The sequence below is a fragment of the Streptomyces narbonensis genome, from assembly GCF_014649015.1.
GTDB classification, from domain to species: Bacteria; Actinomycetota; Actinomycetes; order Streptomycetales; family Streptomycetaceae; genus Streptomyces; species Streptomyces narbonensis.
The window spans coordinates 26335-42750 of record NZ_BMSF01000029.1; the positions used below are offsets into that span (position 1 = coordinate 26335).

Annotated in this window: 15 protein-coding genes; 3 read left to right on the top strand and 12 right to left on the bottom strand. The window is 70.9% G+C overall.

Translation table 11 applies throughout. From position 1 onward, the window contains the following. Positions 1 to 33 precede the first annotated feature (33 nt). The 10 genes from IE124_RS32750 to IE124_RS32795 all read right to left on the bottom strand — a co-directional run bounded on the left by IE124_RS32750 (position 34) and on the right by IE124_RS32795 (position 11584). On the bottom strand, positions 34 to 1500 hold the full coding sequence (locus IE124_RS32750) for an MFS transporter (protein WP_189513441.1): 1467 nt from the start codon (positions 1498 to 1500) through the stop codon (positions 34 to 36). Positions 1501 to 1632: 132 nt separating this feature from the next. Beyond that, complete coding sequence (locus IE124_RS32755; protein WP_189513470.1) at positions 1633 to 3996, bottom strand: SDR family oxidoreductase; 2364 nt, start codon at positions 3994 to 3996, stop codon at positions 1633 to 1635. 2 nt (positions 3997 to 3998) lie between these two features. Beyond that, positions 3999 to 4946, bottom strand: a complete 948-nt coding sequence (locus tag IE124_RS32760) for an aromatase/cyclase (RefSeq protein WP_189513443.1) — start codon at positions 4944 to 4946, stop codon at positions 3999 to 4001. Between the two features lie 77 nt (positions 4947 to 5023). Next, positions 5024 to 5809 (bottom strand): 3-oxoacyl-ACP reductase FabG, encoded by a 786-nt coding sequence (gene fabG / locus IE124_RS32765; RefSeq protein ID WP_189513446.1) that lies wholly within the window; start codon positions 5807 to 5809, stop codon positions 5024 to 5026. A gap of 105 nt (positions 5810 to 5914) precedes the next feature. Further along, positions 5915 to 6187 carry an acyl carrier protein gene (locus IE124_RS32770; RefSeq protein WP_189513448.1) on the bottom strand — a complete coding sequence of 91 codons (273 nt, stop codon included), beginning with the start codon at positions 6185 to 6187 and terminating at the stop codon, positions 5915 to 5917. A gap of 321 nt (positions 6188 to 6508) precedes the next feature. After that, entirely contained in the window at positions 6509 to 7726 is a 1218-nt protein-coding gene (locus IE124_RS32775) for a ketosynthase chain-length factor (protein WP_189513450.1), read from the bottom strand. Then, complete coding sequence (locus IE124_RS32780; protein ID WP_189513452.1) at positions 7723 to 9072, bottom strand: beta-ketoacyl-[acyl-carrier-protein] synthase family protein; 1350 nt, start codon at positions 9070 to 9072, stop codon at positions 7723 to 7725. The genes IE124_RS32775 and IE124_RS32780 overlap by 4 nt, the downstream gene beginning before the upstream one ends. Next, the gene (locus IE124_RS32785) at positions 9029 to 9358 is read right to left on the bottom strand and encodes a TcmI family type II polyketide cyclase (protein WP_150265323.1); all 330 of its coding nucleotides are present in this window, start codon (positions 9356 to 9358) and stop codon (positions 9029 to 9031) included. Before IE124_RS32785 ends, IE124_RS32780 begins: the two co-directional genes overlap by 44 nt. A 37-nt stretch (positions 9359 to 9395) precedes the next feature. After that, positions 9396 to 10055, bottom strand: a complete 660-nt coding sequence (locus IE124_RS32790) for a TetR/AcrR family transcriptional regulator (protein ID WP_189513454.1) — start codon at positions 10053 to 10055, stop codon at positions 9396 to 9398. A gap of 50 nt (positions 10056 to 10105) precedes the next feature. Further along, complete coding sequence (locus tag IE124_RS32795) at positions 10106 to 11584, bottom strand: FAD-dependent monooxygenase (RefSeq protein ID WP_189513456.1); 1479 nt, start codon at positions 11582 to 11584, stop codon at positions 10106 to 10108. 435 nt (positions 11585 to 12019) lie between these two features. On the opposite strand from IE124_RS32795, the gene IE124_RS32800 reads away from it, so the two are divergent. After that, the gene (locus IE124_RS32800) at positions 12020 to 12895 is read left to right on the top strand and encodes a helix-turn-helix domain-containing protein (protein ID WP_189513472.1); all 876 of its coding nucleotides are present in this window, start codon (positions 12020 to 12022) and stop codon (positions 12893 to 12895) included. Positions 12896 to 12904: 9 nt separating this feature from the next. Here IE124_RS32800 and IE124_RS32805 read toward each other — a convergent pair whose 3' ends face one another. Both IE124_RS32805 and IE124_RS32810 read right to left on the bottom strand, forming a co-directional pair. After that, positions 12905 to 14077: a sensor histidine kinase gene (locus IE124_RS32805; RefSeq protein ID WP_189513458.1), complete on the bottom strand. Its 1173-nt coding sequence runs from the start codon at positions 14075 to 14077 to the stop codon at positions 12905 to 12907. Between the two features lie 297 nt (positions 14078 to 14374). Continuing rightward, positions 14375 to 15055, bottom strand: coding sequence for a ScbR family autoregulator-binding transcription factor (locus tag IE124_RS32810; RefSeq protein WP_189513460.1), 681 nt, complete (start codon positions 15053 to 15055; stop codon positions 14375 to 14377). Between the two features lie 346 nt (positions 15056 to 15401). Here IE124_RS32810 and IE124_RS32815 point away from each other — a divergent pair, with 346 nt between their 5' ends. Both IE124_RS32815 and IE124_RS32820 read left to right on the top strand, forming a co-directional pair. After that, on the top strand, positions 15402 to 16187 hold the full coding sequence (locus tag IE124_RS32815) for a response regulator transcription factor (RefSeq protein WP_189513462.1): 786 nt from the start codon (positions 15402 to 15404) through the stop codon (positions 16185 to 16187). A gap of 148 nt (positions 16188 to 16335) precedes the next feature. After that, positions 16336 to 16416: biotin carboxylase N-terminal domain-containing protein (locus IE124_RS32820; protein ID WP_306432456.1), on the top strand; the 81-nt coding region annotated here is incomplete at its 3' end.

A 16416-nucleotide genomic window follows, 5' to 3' on the forward strand; every position in this document is an offset into this window, starting at 1 on the left:
ACGGGCGTGTCCGGCCGGCTTGTGGCATCGCTGTCATGTTCTGTCCTGAGCTCGGTGGCGTGGTACGTCCATGGGTCCGGCCGAAGGGGCCCGGGGAGCGGCGGTGTCCCCCAGCCGCCGTGTCGCGAGGCCGCGGAGCGCGACGAGCAGGCCGGCGATGCCGACCGCCGTGATCAGCGCGAGGACCGGCCCCCGGCCCGCCGCGTACAGCGCGGCGCAGAGCACGGTCATGAGCGCCGCCGCCAGCTGGACGGCGGTCTGGTAGAGCCCGCCGGCCATCGCCTGCTGCGGAGCCGGAACCGACCCGGTGGCCTGCACATGGAAGGCCGTGAAGGCGAGGACGAACGCGGCGCCGACGAGCACCAGGGTGGGGAGCACGTCCGTGGCGTAGTGGACGGTGCCGCCCTCGCGCGGGTAGAGCGCGTAGCCGAGGGGTGCGGCCGCGGCTCCCGCCGCGATCAGCCGGGCCGGCCCGAACCGGGTGACGATCCGCCCGGAGTGCAGCGCGGTGAGGGCGAGCGGTACGGCGGCCGGCAGGAAGGCGAGCCCGGTCCGCAGCGGACCGAAGCCCGCCTGCTGCTGCAGGTGCAGGGTGCTCACCAGGAGCAGCCCCAGATAGGAGCCGTTGAGGGCGCCGGCGCCGAGCGCGGAGCGGACCAGCGGCTCGTGGGCGAGCAGCTCCAGCTTCAGCAGCGGTTGCTCGGTGCGCAGTTCCACGCGTACGAAGGCCACCGCGAGGAGCGCCGCGAGCAGGAAGGCGCCGATGGTGCGGGGGTGGTTCCAGCCTGCGGCCGGCCCGGAGGCGATCGCGTACACCAGGAGCAGCATCGCCCCGGTGAGGCTGAGTGCGCCTGCGGCGTCGTACCGCCGCGGGGTCTTCGGGTCGGGCCTGTCCCGGGGGATCAGGCGCAGCCCTGCGACGAAGAGGAGCAGGGCGACCGGCGCCGGGAAGGCGAAGGTCCAGCGCCAGCTCACCTCGGTGAGCGCCCCGGACAGGAGCAGTCCCACCGAGAAGCCGCTCGCGCCGAAGAGGGTGTAGACCGAGAGCGCGCGGCTGCGCGCCGGGCCCTCGGGGAAGGTGGACGCGATGATCGCGAGCCCGGTGGGCGCGGTCAGCGCGGCGCAGAAGCCCTTCACGAAACGGGTGGCCACGAGCAGCGTCGCGCTGTCCGCGAGGGCGCTCACGAGGGATGCCGCGGCGAAGACGAGCAGCGCGGCCAGATAGACCGGCCGGCGGCCCAGCAAGGCCACGACCCGGCCGCCGAAGAGCAACAGCGCTCCGAAGCCGACGGCGAATCCGGAGACGATCCACTGGAGTTGGGAGGTGGCCAGGCCGAGGTCCTCGCCGATGGAGGGCAGTGCCACCAGGGCCACCGACACCTCGAGGGCGTCGATGAGCATGTTTCCGGCGAGTACGAACAGCAGGCCCCACAGGGCAGGGCTCCACCGCCCGTCGGCCGCGGCCGGCGCGGGGGCCCGGGGTGTCCTCGAACGTGTCATGGTCCCGTCCGCCGTAGGGGTCGAGTAAGGGTCTTCGGTCAGGGGGCGGGCCGGCCGCGGAGGGGGTTCCACGGCCGGCCCGGCCGGCGCGACGGGGGAAGTACGCGCCGGCGGTCTGTCGGGACGGGCTGCTCAACCGAGCAGCGTGCCGCCCGTGGCGTCGACGAAGGAGCCGGTGATCCAGCGGGCCTCGTCACTGGCGAGGAAGGCCACCACGTCGGCGACGTCCTCCGGCTCGCCGACGCGGTTGAAGGTGGACATCTTCGCCATCTGCTCCACCACTTCGGGGATGCCGAAGATGGGGTTGTCGTTGCGGGTGATGCCCGGCGCGACGGAGTTGACGGTGATGTTGCGGGAGCCGAGGTGCTTCGCGAAGTGCAGGGCGAGCTGGTCGACGGCGCCCTTGGTCATCGCGTACGCGATCTCGTCCGGGTTCGCGAAGCGGGTCAGGCCGGAGGTGATGTTGATGATGCGGCCGCCGTCGGGCATGTTCTTCAGGGCCCGCTGGATGAGGAAGAACGGCGCCTTGGCGTTGACCGCGAACAGCTCGTCGAACTTCTCCGGCGTGGTGTCCTCGGGCTTGACCCCGCCCATCACACCGGCGTTGTTGACCAGGATGTCCAGGTCGGTGCCGCCGGTACGCTCCCGCAGGCCGCTCTCGAGCCCGAGGAACAGCTCGTGCACGTCACCGGGGACGCCGAGCTCGGCACGGACCGTGAAGGCCCGGCCGCCGTCCTTCTCGATCGAGGCGACGACCTCGTCGGCCGCGTCCTTGCGCGAGGTGTAGTGGACGGCGACCAGCGCGCCGTCCGCCGCGAGGCGTACGGCGGCCGCGCGGCCCATGCCCCGGCTCGAGCCCGTGACGAGCGCGGTCTTGCCCGTGAGCCTGCCCATATCTGTTCTCCACTTCTTCACCGTTGCTGTGTCCGACGACTTCGTCGGTACCGAAGTCGCCGGGGTCTTCCGGGATCCGGCGGATGCCGGATCCCTCCGGGCCTGCCGGGACTCGGCCGACGCCGCGGACGCCGGCGCGCCGAACCAGCGGTCCATCGCACGCTCCAGGCCCGCTCCCCCGGTGCCGGCCCAGGCGATGTAGCCGTCGGGGCGGACCAGCAGGGCGTCGGCGCCCGCCACGGCCTCGGGGTGCGAGGTGGCGGTCACCGTGTGCACCGGACCGGCCCAGCGGGCGGCGACGGTGCGCACCTCCTGCCGCCCGGCGTGGTCGCCGGGCAGCAGGAACAGGGCGCCGCGCCCGGGGCGCAGGATCTCGGTGCTGGTGAGCGGCCCCTCGTCGGTGGTGAGCCGCCAGTGCGGCAGCCGTACGCCGAGCAGGGGGTGGTCGCCCGCACCCATGTCGTGACGGATGTCGAGGCCGGAGACCATGCCGGCCAGGTGGGCCCGGACGTTCTCGCTCTCCTCGGCCAGCTCGGCGAAGACCTGCCGGACGGCGTCGACCTGCTGCGAGCCGAGCAGCAGCAGCGCCTGGGTCCTGATGTTGCTCAGGACCTCCTGGCCGACCGCGTGGCGTTCGCCGTGGTAGCTGTCGAGCAGGCCGGCCGGGGCGCGCCCGGTCACCTGCGCGGCGAGCTTCCAGCCGAGGTTGGCGGCGTCCTGCAGCCCGAGGTTGAGGGCCTGGCCGCCGATCGGCATCTGCTGGTGTGCCGCGTCGCCCGCCAGGAGGAGCCGGGAGGCGCGGTAGGTGGCCGCCTGCCGGGAGGCGTCACCGAAGGAGTTCACCCACAGCGGTGTGCCGCCGCTGATGTCCTCCCCCGTGACGCGCTTCCAGGTGTCGGCGATGTCCGCGAACCCCGGCTGCGTGCCCTGTGGTCGGGCTCCGAACTCGTGCACCATCACCCGGGTCACCCCGTCGGGACGCCGGGCGGCGATGGCGAGTCCTCCGTCGAGCCGCTCGAAGCGGCGGTTGCGGATGTCGATGCCCGCCACGTCGGCGCGCAGCAGTTCGCGTTCCGCGTCGGCGCCGGGGAAGTCGAAGCCTCCCAGCCGGCGCACGGCGCTGTTCTCCCCGTCGCAGCCGACGACGAACGCGGCCCGGAAGAACTCCGTCGTTCCCCCGGCCGTGCGCACCTCGGCTTCGGCGTGGTCCTCGGTCACGGTCAGCCCGGTCACCTCGTGACCGCGCCGGATGTCCGCGCCGAGGTCCTTCGCCCACTGTCCCAGCAGCTCCTCGATGCGGGTCTGCGGGACCTTCCACTGGCCCGGGTAGGGGCTGGGAAGCGTGAGGTCGAGCGGGATCCCCCCGAAGTGGCCCTTCGGCTCGTTCGGTACGTCACCGAGCGGGGCGAGCAGGCCGCGGGCGTCGAGGATCTCCATGGTGCGGGCGTGCAGGGTGGACGCGCGCGACTCGGTGGTCGGCGCGGTGAGCTGCTCGAGGACCACCACGTCCGCGCCGGCGAGCCGCAGCTCGCCCGCGAGGAAGAGCCCGACCGGGCCCGCCCCGACCACGATCACCTGGGTTTCGGTGCAGTCCCCGGCCATGGTCATGCCGCCTTGCGCTCGGCGTAGTCCTTGGCGTGGCCCAGGGTGGCGCGGCTGTTGGTGCTCAGGGCGCTCTGGACGTACTTCTTGGCGTCCTCGACGGTCGCGTCGGCACCGAGGATCCTGGTGATGTTCTCGGTGTTGATGGTCACCGTGTGCTGGGACGAGGCGGCCACGCCCTGGTCGTTCGGGGCGAACGTCCAGTAGCCGGTGTGCAGCGTCATCAGCGCCGGCAGGGTCACCTGCTTGTAGGCGATCTTGTCGTGCGGGAAGGTCACCCGGTACGACTTGGTGGTGTGCACCGAGCCGTCCTTGGCGCGGGTGTCCATCTCGAGCTCCTGCAGGCCCGGGGAGGGCTCCGAGAAGCGGACGGTGGCGACGTGCGGCAGCCGCTCGGGCCACTCCCCCGCCTCGTTGACGAAGTCGAAGACGTCCTTGGCCGAGCCGTTGATCTGGACGGTGTCCTCGAAGGAGAACGTCAGGTCCTCGGCCGCGTGCGCCGCCTCGACGTTCTGCTTCAGCGCGGCGAGCTCCGAGCGCGAGTTGCGGTCGACGGCCTCGTCGATCCAGGCGAGGCTCTCGGCGTCGTCGTCGATGGCCCGGTAGTCGTGCAGGAGCCGGACGCGGGACTCGTCCGCGGAGAGGGACTCAATGATCCAGGTGCCGCCCATCGAGGCGATCGGGGGCGCGGAGACCTCCTGGCGGAAGGTGATCCGCAGCTGCTCCGCGTCCAGGGTTCGGCGCGAGGTCCAGTTCTTGGCCTCGCCGTTGGCGGTGGCCCAGATCCGGATGCGCTCCTCACCCTCGCCCTGCTCCACATGGTCGACGTAGATGGTCGGCGGGAAGATCCGGGGCCAGTTCTGCACCTCGGCGATCAGGCGGTAGACGGCGGCGGCCGGGGCCGAGACCGTGATCTCGTGCTCCACCTCGCGCAGGCCGGGCTGCGACATGCTCATGCTCCTCGGTTCAAAGATCGGATACGAATCGGGGCGGCCCGATCGACGGGCTGCCCGCGCGGACGGTCGGCTCAGAAGTTGCCGAGGCCGCCGCAGACGTTGAGCGCCTGCGAGGTGATGGAGGCGGCGGTGTCGGAGGCCAGGTAGCCCACCAGGCCGGCGACCTCCTCGGGCGTGGAGTAGCGGCCCAGCGGGATCTTCGACTGGAACTTCTCGAGGATGGCTTCCTCGGTGGCGTCGTACGCGGCCGCGTAGCCCTGGCGGACACGCTGGGCCATGGGCGTCTCGACGTAGCCGGGGCAGACCGCGTTGACGGTGATGCCGGTCGGGGCCAGCTCGTTGCCGAGGGCCTTGGTGAAGCCGACGACGCCGTGCTTGGAGGCCGAGTAGGGGGCGCCGAGCACGACGCCCTGCTTGCCGGCGGTGGAGGCGATGTTGATGATGCGACCGCGGTCCTTGTCGCGCAGACCGCCGGTGGTGAGCACCTCGCGGGTCAGCCGGAAGACGCTGTTGAGGTTGGTGTCGATGACGTCGTTCCACAGGTCGTCGTCGATGTCCGCGGTGACGCCGCCACCGCTGCGTCCGGCGTTGTTGACCAGCACGTCGACGGTGCCGAAGCGGTCGACGGCGGCCTGGACGAAGGCACGGGCGTCGGCCGTGGAGCGGACGTCCAGGGTGGTGCCGTCGACGTCGAGGCCCTCGCTCTGGAGCTGCTTGACGGTCTCGGCGACGTTCTCGGCACTGCGTGCGCCGATGAACACCCGGTGGTTCTGGGTGGCCAGGAGACGGGCGACGGCGAGCCCGATTCCGCTGGTGGCGCCGGTGACGAGGGCGACCCGCTTGTCCTGCTGCGACATGACTCTCTTCTCCAAGGGAAAGGGGGGACTCGATGGCTTGGGGCACCGCCGCGCCGCGCTACGGCGCGGCGGTGCCACCAGGGGGTGTGGGGGCCCGGCGGTGCGCTACGCGGCGGACGCGAGCTCCCCGAGGTAGGCGTTGATCGCCACTACGAGGGACCGCGGGGTGCGGTTCTCGGTGAATATCTCGTCGTCGAGGGAGATGCCGTACTCGCGCTCGATGCGGCCGCCGGTCTCCAGGAGCGCGAGGGACTCGTAGCCCAGCTCCTCGAAGTCGGCGTCGAGGATGTCGCCGTCGAGGTCGACGCCCTCGTCGGCGCCGGCGCCCTCCAGGAGGATGCGCTTGAGGTCCTCGATGGTGAATTCCTGCTTCGACATGGGGGTCCCTTCATCGGTTGCCGCGCCAGATGGACGGGCGCGGGATCGGGTGGCGCACCCGCCGCCCCTGTGGGGGAAGGAGGGGGTGCGGTGGAGCGCCCGCCGCCGCTCCCCCGGAGGGAGAGGGACGGCGGCGGAGTTCTGGTCGCCGGAGAGCTGGTCGACGGAGTTCTGGTCGCCGGAGAGCCGGTCGACGGAGAGCTAGTCGACGGAGTTCTGATCGCCGGAGAGCCGGTCGACGGAGAGCCGGTCGACGGAGAGCTAGTCGACGGAGAGCTAGTCGACGGAGTTCTGATCGCCGGAGAGCCGGTCGACGGAGAGCTAGTCGACGGCGCGGACGACCACGGCGGAGTTGAAGCCGCCGTAGCCCCGGGCGAGCACCAGCGCGGTACGCACCGAGGCGGTGCGCGGCTGGCCGGTCACCAGGTCGATGTCGTAGTCGGGCGACAGCACCACGTTGGTGGTCGGCGGGATCAGGCCCTCGCGGATCGCCAGGACCGCGGAGACGACGTCGACCGGGCCCGCGCCGGAGTAGAGGCGGCCGATCATCGTCTTGGGCGCGGTGACGGGGACACCGCCGGGACCGAACACCGCGGTGATGGCGTCGGCTTCCTCGCGGTCGAGCCGCGGGGTGCCGGCGGCGTCGGCGAAGACCACGTCGACCTGGCCGGCCTCGACGCCCGCATCGGCGAGTGCCACCTCGATGGCGCGGCGCAGCCCGGGCTCACGGCCGCTGCCGGGCTTCGGGTCGAAGGTGGACCCGTAGCCGGCGACCTCGCCGTAGACGTTCTCGGCGTCGCGCTCGAGGGCCGACTGCCGGTCCTCGAGGATGAGCAGCGCGCCGCCCTCGCCCGGCACATAGCCGCTCGCCGCCGCGTCGAAGGGCAGGTAGGCGCGCTCCGGGTGGTCGCTGGTCGACAGCCGGCCGCCGGCGATCTGCGCGACCCAGCCCCAGGGGCAGATCGACGCGTCGAAGCCGCCGGAGAAGATCAGCTTGCTGCCCTTGCGGATCTGCCGGCGCGCCTGGGCGATCGCGTCGAGGCCGCCGGCGTGGTCGCTGACGACGACACCGCTGGGGCCGCGCATCCCGTTGCGGATCGAGATCTGGCCGCTGTTGACGGCGTAGAACCAGGCGAAGGACTGGTACGCGCTGACGTACTGGCTGCCCTGGCTCCACAGCTTCTGCAGCTCGTTCTGGCCGAACTCGAAGCCGCCCGACGTGGACGCGGTGACGACGCCCATGTCGAACTCGGGGATGTCGCCCGGCTTGACGCCCGCGTCCTCGAAGGCGCAGTCGGCCGCGACGAGGGCGAGCCGGGTCATCCGGTCGGTCTGCGGGATCAGCCTGCTGGGCAGGTGGTCCTTGGCCTCGAACCCCCTGATCTCGCCCGCCAGTTGCGAGGGGTAGGACGAGGCGTCGAAGCGGGTGATCCGGTCGATGGCGTTCTTGCCGACCCGGGTCGCGGCCCAGAAGTCGTCCACGCCGAGCCCGTTGGGGGTGGCGACACCGATGCCGGTGATGATCGTCTTGGCGCTCACGCCTGGCTCCTCTCGGGACGGGCCAGCACCATCGCGCTCTGGAAACCGCCGAAGCCGCTGCCGACCGTCAGCACCGCGTCGGTGCGGTGCTCACGCGCGGTGAGCGGGACGTAGTCGAGGTCGCACTCGGGGTCGGGGGTGTGCAGGTTCGCGGTGGGCGGCACCACGTGGTTCTCCATCGCCAGTACGGAGGCGGCGATCTCGATCGAGCCGATCGCGCCGAGCGAGTGACCCACCATCGACTTGATGGAGCTCACCGGCGTGCGGTACGCGTGCTCGCCGAGGCTCAGCTTGAACGCGGCGGTCTCGTGCCGGTCGTTCTGCTTGGTGCCGGAGCCGTGGGCGTTGATGTAGTCGATCCGGTCCGGGTTCATCCGCGCCTCGGCGAGGGCCACGTCGATGGCCTCGGACATCTCCCGGCCGTCGGGGCGCAGGCCGGTCATGTGGAAGGCGTTGCAGCGCGAGGCGTAGCCGGCGATCTCTGCGTAGATGTGCGCTCCGCGCTTCTTCGCGCTCTCGAGCTCCTCGAGGACGAAGACGGCGCTGCCCTCGCCGAGGACGAAGCCGTTGCGGGTGCCGTCGAAGGGCCGCGATGCGTGCTCTGGGTCGTCGTTGCGCGGCGTGGTGGCCTTGATCGCGTCGAAGCACGCCATCGTGATCGGTGAGATCGGGGCGTCCGTCGCGCCGGTGATCATGACGTCGGCGGTGCCCTCGCGGATCAGCTCGACGGCGTGGCCGACCGAGTCGAGACCGGACGTGCAGCCGGTGGAGACCACGGTGGCCGGGCCCTCGGCGCCGACGGCCCAGGCCACTTCGGCGGCGAAGGAGCTCGGCACGAAGTGGTTGTACAGGTGCGGCGGCGCGTAGGTGTGGTCGACCAGGTCGAGGCGGCCGTCGTTGCTGACCACGCGGTACTCGTCGTCGAGCCCGGTGGTCGCGCCGACCGCGCTGCCGATGGTGACACCGGTGCGGTGCGGGTCGAATCCCGCGAGGTCGAGACCGGAGTCCGCGAGCGCCTCACGCGCGGTGACCACGGCGAACTGGGCGGCGCGGTCCATGCGGCGGATGTCCTGCGGGGTCAGTCCGTGCAGCGCGGGGTCGAAATCGGCCTCGGCCGCGACCCTGGAGCGGAAGGAGGAGGGGTCGAAGAAGGTGATCCCCCGGGTCGCTGTGCGTCCTTCGCTGAGCAGGCTCCAGAAGTTCTTGGCGCCGATACCGCCCGGCGCGAGCACTCCCAGTCCTGTGATTACTACCCGGCGGCCCACTAGCGGTGGCCTCCCCTCGTGTTGGCGCGGACCGGCATCACTGAGCCGCCGTCCAGTTGTAGAAGCGGGTGGCCATGGCATCGGCCGGGGACCGCCAGGTCGCCGGGTCGTAGGCCTCGATGAACGGCTTGAGGTCCTGGCTGATCTGGACGAACCTCGGGTCGGTCTTGGCGTCCTCGATCAGCTCGCCGCCGTTCTCGCCGTCGAAGTCCTGCAGGTGGAAGTACAGGCCCTTGTACGAGAACAGCTGGCGGCGCCGGGTGCCCATGCGGTGCGGCATCTCGGTCCGGTCGAACTCGCCGAAGAGCTTGGCGACCTCGACACTGGACTCCACGTCCATCCGGGCCACGATCAGGGTGCTGTGCATGTCTTCTCTCTTCCGTGGGTGGGCGGCTGTTCGCCGTTCAGAGGACGCGTGCGGGGCTGAACAGGCGAACGAAGTCCGCCACCCCGTCGGCGATCAGCGCGTCGGTTTCGAAGTCCGCGAGCGGCAGCGCGCCGTGGAACGACCGCTGCACGACCTGACCGGCGACCAGCTGGATGAAGCGGCCGGCGGCGTGGTCGGCGTCGGCGATGTCGAGGAGTCCCTCGACGGCGACGAGCGCCAGTCGGCGGGCCAGTTCACGCTGGGCCTGGCGAGGTCCGGCGGTCTGCCACATCTCCAGCACCCCGGCCGGCAGCCGGTCCACCTCGGCGCTGAGGTGCCGCACGATGGCGAAGTGCTCGGGGTAGGTGGTCAGCGGGGTCAGCCAGGCGCGGCCCAGGGTGGTGAGGTCCCGCTCCAGGTCGGTGACCTGGCCGAGGTGCTCCTCGGCGACGACCGTCAGCGCTGCGGCGACGGAGGCGGCGCTGTCCAGCAGGACGGAGAGCAGCAGCTGCTCCTTGTCCTTGAAGTAGTGCTCGACCATGGCCTGTTCGAGGCCGGCCTCGACGGCGACGGCCTCGATGGTGGTGTGTGTCCAGCCTTCCCGGGCGAAGACGGTGCGCGCCGCCCGTACGACGGCCTGGCGCTCCTCCGCCGGACCGGCCTGGACCCGCGCGATCGTTGCCTGCGGCGTAGCCATTCGGTGTTCCTCCCTGTGACGTGCTGGTCTGAGCGGATGCGCGGCGGTGTTCAGGCGGCCGACGGCTTGCCGAACCAGCGCTCGACGGCCATCGGCAGGTCGTGGTGGCTGCCGGGGGCGGCCCAGGCGACGTAGCCGTCGGGGCGTATGAGCACGGCCGTGGTGCCTTCGAGTTCGGCGGCTGCGGAGCCGGCGCCCGGGGTGGCGGTGACGATGTCGAGACGGTCGGACCAGGCCCCGGCCCGTGCGCGAAGGCGGGGGTTGTCCGTGAGGTCGAGCAGCACACCGCGGGCGGAGTGGAGCAGTTCGGTGCTGGAGGTCGTGCGGCCCGAGGCGGTCTGCAGCTCCAGGTGGGGCATGCGCTTGCCGAGCAGCGGGTGGCTGCCGGTGCCGACGTCGTACGTGATCTCCAGGCCGCTCACCATGGCGGCGAGGTGCTTGGCGACCTCCTCGTACTTGATGAGCTCGCCCAGTACGTCGCGCAGGGGCTGCACTTCGGGTCCGCTGAGGAAGAGCAGGCCCTGGGCCTGGGTGTTCATCAGGAGCCGCTTGCCGACCGCGTGGCGCTCGCTGTGGTAGGTGTCCAGCAGGTCCTGCGACGCGGTGCCGTTGACCACGGCGGCGAGCTTCCAGCCGAGGTTCACCGCGTCCTGGATGCTGGTGTTCATGCCCTGCCCGCCGGCGGGCAGGTGGATGTGCGCGGAGTCGCCTGCCAGGATGACGCGGCCGCGCCGGTACTCGGTGACCTGGCGGGTGGCGTTGCCGAAGGCGCTGACCCAGACGGGCTCGGCGTGCGAGATGTCGTCTCCGGTGAGCCGCTTCCAGGCGTCGGCGACCTCGTCGAAGGAGGGCGGGGTCTCGCGGCGCCGCGGCGGGGTGCCGCGCTCGCAGACGATGATGCGGGTGATGCCGCCGGGCAGCGGACCGACCATGACCATGCCGCCGGGCAGTGTCTCGCCGATCATGCGGGGCGCGAGATCGATGCCCTTGATGTCGGCGAGGTACATCTCCATCGTGGCGGGGGTGCCGGGGAAGTCGAAGCCGGCGGCCTTGCGCACCAGGCTGCGTCCGCCGTCGCAGCCCACCAGGTAGGCGGCGCGCAGGGTGTGTTCGCCCTCGGGTCCGCGCACCTCGACGGTGACGCCGTCGCCGTCGTCGGTCAGCGAGAGCACCTCGTGACTGCGGCGGATGTCGGCGCCGAGGCTGCCGGCCCACTGCTCGAGGTGGGTCTCGGTGACGGACTGCGGGACCGTCTTGGCCGCCTGCAGGGCGCCTTCGAGGACTCCGAAGTCGATCGGCAGACCGCCGAAGTGCCCCTGGTTGCTGGTCTCGACCTCGCCGAAGCGCGGCAGGATGCCCCGCTGGTCGAAGACCTCCATGGTGCGGGCGGTGAAGCCGAGCCCCCGCGATTCCCCGGTGCGCTGCGCGAGGCGCTCCAGGACGACGACATCGACTCCCGCGAGCCGCAGTTCGCCCGCCAGCATCATTCCGGCGGGGCCCGCGCCCACGACAATCACTGCTGCGTCCATGTACCTCTCCTTGGCCATCTCGGGGTTTCCTTCAGGGGTTCACGCATTCACGCTTCCCCGGTCGCACGAATGCGGAAGCACTCGCGTCTCAAGACAGAACTGCGGAAGCTAGTAATGAGCTTCTTCGCTTCGGAAAGGAATCACAAGGCCTGCCTGTTCAGGTCTCCGTGATGTTCCGTCATGCAGCTACATGACGGGAATCAGCTGGTCAGAAGAGCTACAGGGGTATGCAAACTCCACTCGTCGGGGACGGCCGACGTCAGCTTCCCCAAGCCATGCGAGAGAACCTTGAAATGCATGTCAGAGATTCCACAGATTGCCCTCTGATGCTTGTCCGGTACTGAATACAGGAATTACGTTGACATTCCTGCAGACAATGACGAGTGGGGGGCTACGGTGATCCACGGAACGATCCGAACAGCCAGGGGGACCACGGTGTGCACGGGCGCGGAATGCCGGCGCCGGGAGTCCGCGGGGCAGGCCAGACGCCTCGCTGTCACCGGCACCCGGCTGTGCCTGACCTGCCGGGAGCGCCTCGTCCAGGTGCTCGGCCGGCTGCCCGCCCTGTACGAGGAGTGCGCGCGGCGGATCGACGGCAGCTCGAACGGTGTGCGGGAGAAGACCTCCGGCGGCGCGCTGCCGGGCATGCCGCTCAACACCGCCGCGCTGGAGGTCCGTTCATCCATTCTGGCGGTGCTCTCCTCCTGGGCCGCCGTGGTCGCCGAACAGCGCCGCGTTCCCGGGCCGCGGCGCACGGTCCCGCTGCTCACCGCGTTCCTGCGGCGGCACGCCGACTGGCTCGTCACCCATGAGGCGGCCGGCGAGCTCTCCCAGGAGGTCGCCCGGTTGGCGCGCGGCGCCTGGCGGGTGATCGACCCGGGTCCGCAGCGGCGCGTGACCATCGGCGACTGCGTGGAGCACGGCTGCCCCGGCGGCCTCACCGCCGTGGTCCGCCCGGACCGTCCGGCGGTGCCGGCCGAGATCAGCTGTGACGCCTCCCCCGAGCACCACTGGCTCGGTCACCAGTGGCTCCAGTTGAGCCGTCGGCTCGGTGCGCGTGCGGCTCTGACCGCGCCCGGCGAGGACACCGGCGGGATCCGGGCCGACCGGCATGAGACGGGCGAGCCCGAGGCGCAGCCGGTGACCTGGTTCACCGCGGCCGATGTCGCCCGGCTGTGGAGCATCCCGTCGGGCACGGTCTACCGCCACGCGAGCCAGCAGAAATGGCGCCGCCACAGCAAGCAGGGCCGTACCTACTACCACCACGCCGACGTGCTGCGGACGCTCAGCGCCCTGCGCCGCTCGCCCTGACGGCAGACCCTACGGCCGCGCCTGGAGAGGAAGGTGGATGTCGACGCTGGTGCCCTCTCCGGGCCTGCTGTCGATCGTGACGCGCCCGCCGATCTCGGCGATGCGGTCCGCCATGCAGCGCAGTCCGTTGCCGTCACGCGCGTCCGGGCCGGTGCCGCAGGCGTCGAAACCGACGCCGTCGTCCTTCACGCGGACGTGAGCCCAGCGGCGTGTGACGCGGCTGGTCACCGTGACCCGGTCGGCCGCCGCGTGCTCGAAGCAGTTGCGCAGGCATTCACGTACGGCCAGGAAGATCTGGTGCCGGGAGGAGTCCGGCACCTGGCGCTCGGCGCCGGTCGCGGAGAAGGTGACGCTGACCGAGTCGGGCGCCGCCTGCGCGGCGAAGGATTCGACCGCCTCCCGGAGGGGTGGCACCACGGTCTCCTCGCGCAGGCCGGTGACCAGGTCGCGCGCATGGCCAAGGGCCGAGCGCAGGCAGGTTCCGGCGGCGGCGAGATGTCCGTCGGGGTCCTCGTCGTGCTCGGCCCGGAGCTCCAGGCGGCGGAGCGCGACGGAGAGGTTGGTGCCGAGCCCGTCATGTATCTCCCGGGCCAGCCTGCGCCGTTCGTGCCACAGGTCGCGGTGCGCGTCGGCCGTAACGGGCCGGGCGATGCTCTGCCTGCGGACGGCCCGGCCGATCGGCTGGATCAGCGAGATCGCGCGGGCGACGGCCTGGGTGGAGTGCGTGCCGGCCATGACGTGCAGCAGGGCGCACTCGGTCAGCAGGCTGCCCGCCGCGGCGGTCAGTTCCGGGGTCAGGGCCGGCAGGGCGGGACTGTGTGGTGCGGGTTCGGCGGCCGCCCCGTCGGTCTCCACCCCGGCGTCGTCGAGGATCCGGTGCGCGCAGGCGGTCAGCGCTGCCCGTACCGCGAGGGTGTCCAGTTCGAGCTCGCGGTCGGACTGGAGCGCCGAGTGCAGCCGCTGCTCGAAGAGGCGGAGGATCGCGCCGGCCTCGTGGGGCAGCAGCACGCCCTGGGGTAACTCCGCACTGTCGGAGTGCTGTTGGGTGCGGTCGTGACGCTCCAGCGGACCGAAGCGTCGGCCGGATCCGCTGCGGGGCGCGGAGGCGTACGGCGAGACGGACCGGCTGAGGCCGTCCTGCAGGGCGGCCGCGAACCCCTGTCCCACAAAGGATTCCAGCATGGCGATCCCGGGCCGGCCGGCCGGAAGAGGTCGTATCTCCATGATCAGCCTCGCTCGAGTATGCCGACGGAGGTCTCCGAGGGCTGAGGTTGAAGTAGGGCAGGTACGAAAAATAACAAACCGGTCTGCCCGTTTGTCAAGCACTCGCACTCCTGAAGCGCCAGGATCACCCTCCATCAGCCTGCCTATACACAGACAAACTGCCCGAGCTAAACCGGTTGACCGGTTTAGCTCGGGCAGCATCTGCGGGGGCATCTCGCCCGCCCAGCCCCTGAAGGCATCAAGTCCTCACGTACGTCAGTGGGGCCGGGTGTCCCTGACGGGCGCGAACTGCCCGGGAACACCCGAGGCGCCGTCGTACACCGAGCCCGTACCGCTCGGATCGAGCCCTCCCAGCACGCGCGGCGAGGCCACCGCCGGCAGCAGGAGCTGCCAGAACCCGGCGAGCGCGTAGTGGGACAGCCACTCCCTGTCGCTCCTGCTCAGCACCTCGAAGCCGGTGGTCGCGGCCACCACGGTGGCGACGAACCGCTCCTGCGACACCCCCGCCGCGAGCACCTTCTCGCGCGCGGCCTGGGCCACGAGCCTCTGCACGCACCGCTGCCACTGCCGACGGAGGCTGAGCTCCGTGTGCAGCCCCGTCTCACAGTTGAGCCGGAAGCCCGCGCGCACCACCACCTCCTTGTGCAGCAGGCGCGCCAGCGCGTGCGAGAGGTCGACCAGGGCCTGCAAGGCGTTCACGTGCGCCGCCCCCGCATCGTCCGCCGCCAGGCGCAGCGAGCGGGCGGCGGCCGTCTCGACGGCGTCGGCCACGGCGGCCTTGTTCGCGAAGTGGAAGTGCAGGGCGCCGCGGCTCACACCGGCACCCGAACTGATCTCGTCCAGGCTGGCCTTGACATAGCCGTGCCGCTCGAAGAGATCGGCCGCCGAGTGGATCAGCGCGTTGCGGGTACGGGCGGCCCGCTCCTGTTTGCTCACTGCATGACTCCCGTCGCGAACGTGTACCTCACGGATGTATCAAACCAGCATGCCGGTTTGATCTCTACCAGTTGGGCACCGTCGCTCCCGAATGGCCGAGTACTGATCATTCCGCTTGACGGAACGCCAGGTCGACCAAGCGAGGGTCATGTTTGCATGAAGGATCGCACAAGGGTCTCAGGAAATGTGGCCAACCGTTTCAATTCGGACAGCAGTGCGACCGATGCCCCCCGGAAACCGGGGGGTGGGGCCTGGGAATCTTTGACAAACCGCCAACGCGGTTTGTATTCTCTTGTCGAACGTCTACTTAGGATGCGCCCGGTGCGCTGACATGGGGGAGAGACGAATGGATGGGCAGCCGACAGACCTGCTGGCTCCGCGGATATCGGGACACCGCGACCCGGAGTCCCTGGCGGGGCAGGACCCCTACGGACCAGCGGCGGAACCCGCCGCCCGTCCCCGTCGGGAGGCACTGCGGATCCTCGTGGTGGAGAACGAGGCCCGAGCCGCCGACTCCTTGGTGCTCGGGCTGCGCCGCCACGGCTACCAGGCCGAAAGCGTCGCGACCGGCGCCAAGGCGCTGCAGGTGCACCGGAGCGCCGACCTGATCCTGCTCGACCTCGATCTGCCCGACCTCGACGGTCTCGAAGTCTGCCGCAGCGTCCGGGCCACTTGCGAAACCCCGATCATCGCCGTCACCGCGCGCGACTCCGAACTCGACCGGGTGCTGGGCCTGCAGGCCGGAGCGGACGACTACATGGTCAAGCCCTACGGCTTCCGTGAGCTGATGGCCCGGATGGAAGCGATCATGCGCAGGGTCAGGCCGCCGCAGCCGCTCGAACAGGTCATCATGCGCGGTCCGCTGAGGATCGACGCCGGCACGCGCGAGATCCGGCTCGACGGCCGGTCCGTGGAGGTCACCCGCAAGGAGTTCGACCTGCTGCACCTGCTGGCCTCCCAGCCCGAAACCGTCATCTCGCGCAAGCAGTTGATGACCCAGGTCTGGGACGACTCCTGGTCGCGTCCGGGACGCACCATCGACACGCACGTCAGCAGCCTGCGCAACAAGCTGGGCGCGAGCAGCTGGGTCATCACCGTACGAGGCGTCGGCTTCCGGCTCGGCCACCCCTGAGCGGAGCGTCCATCGCGGCCGGGCCCGGCTCACCCGTCAGGCGCGGCACGGGAGTTGACCAAGGTCTGTACTCAGGGGCGTTGATCCCTGAAGCGCGCTCCGGTGAGGGTGAGCGAGATATCCGGAGCGTCCGGAGAAGGGAGCCATCGTGCGCAAGGTACTCATAGCCAACCGTGGCGAAATCGCTGTCCGTGTGGCCCGGGCGTGCCGGGACGCCGGTATCGGCAGC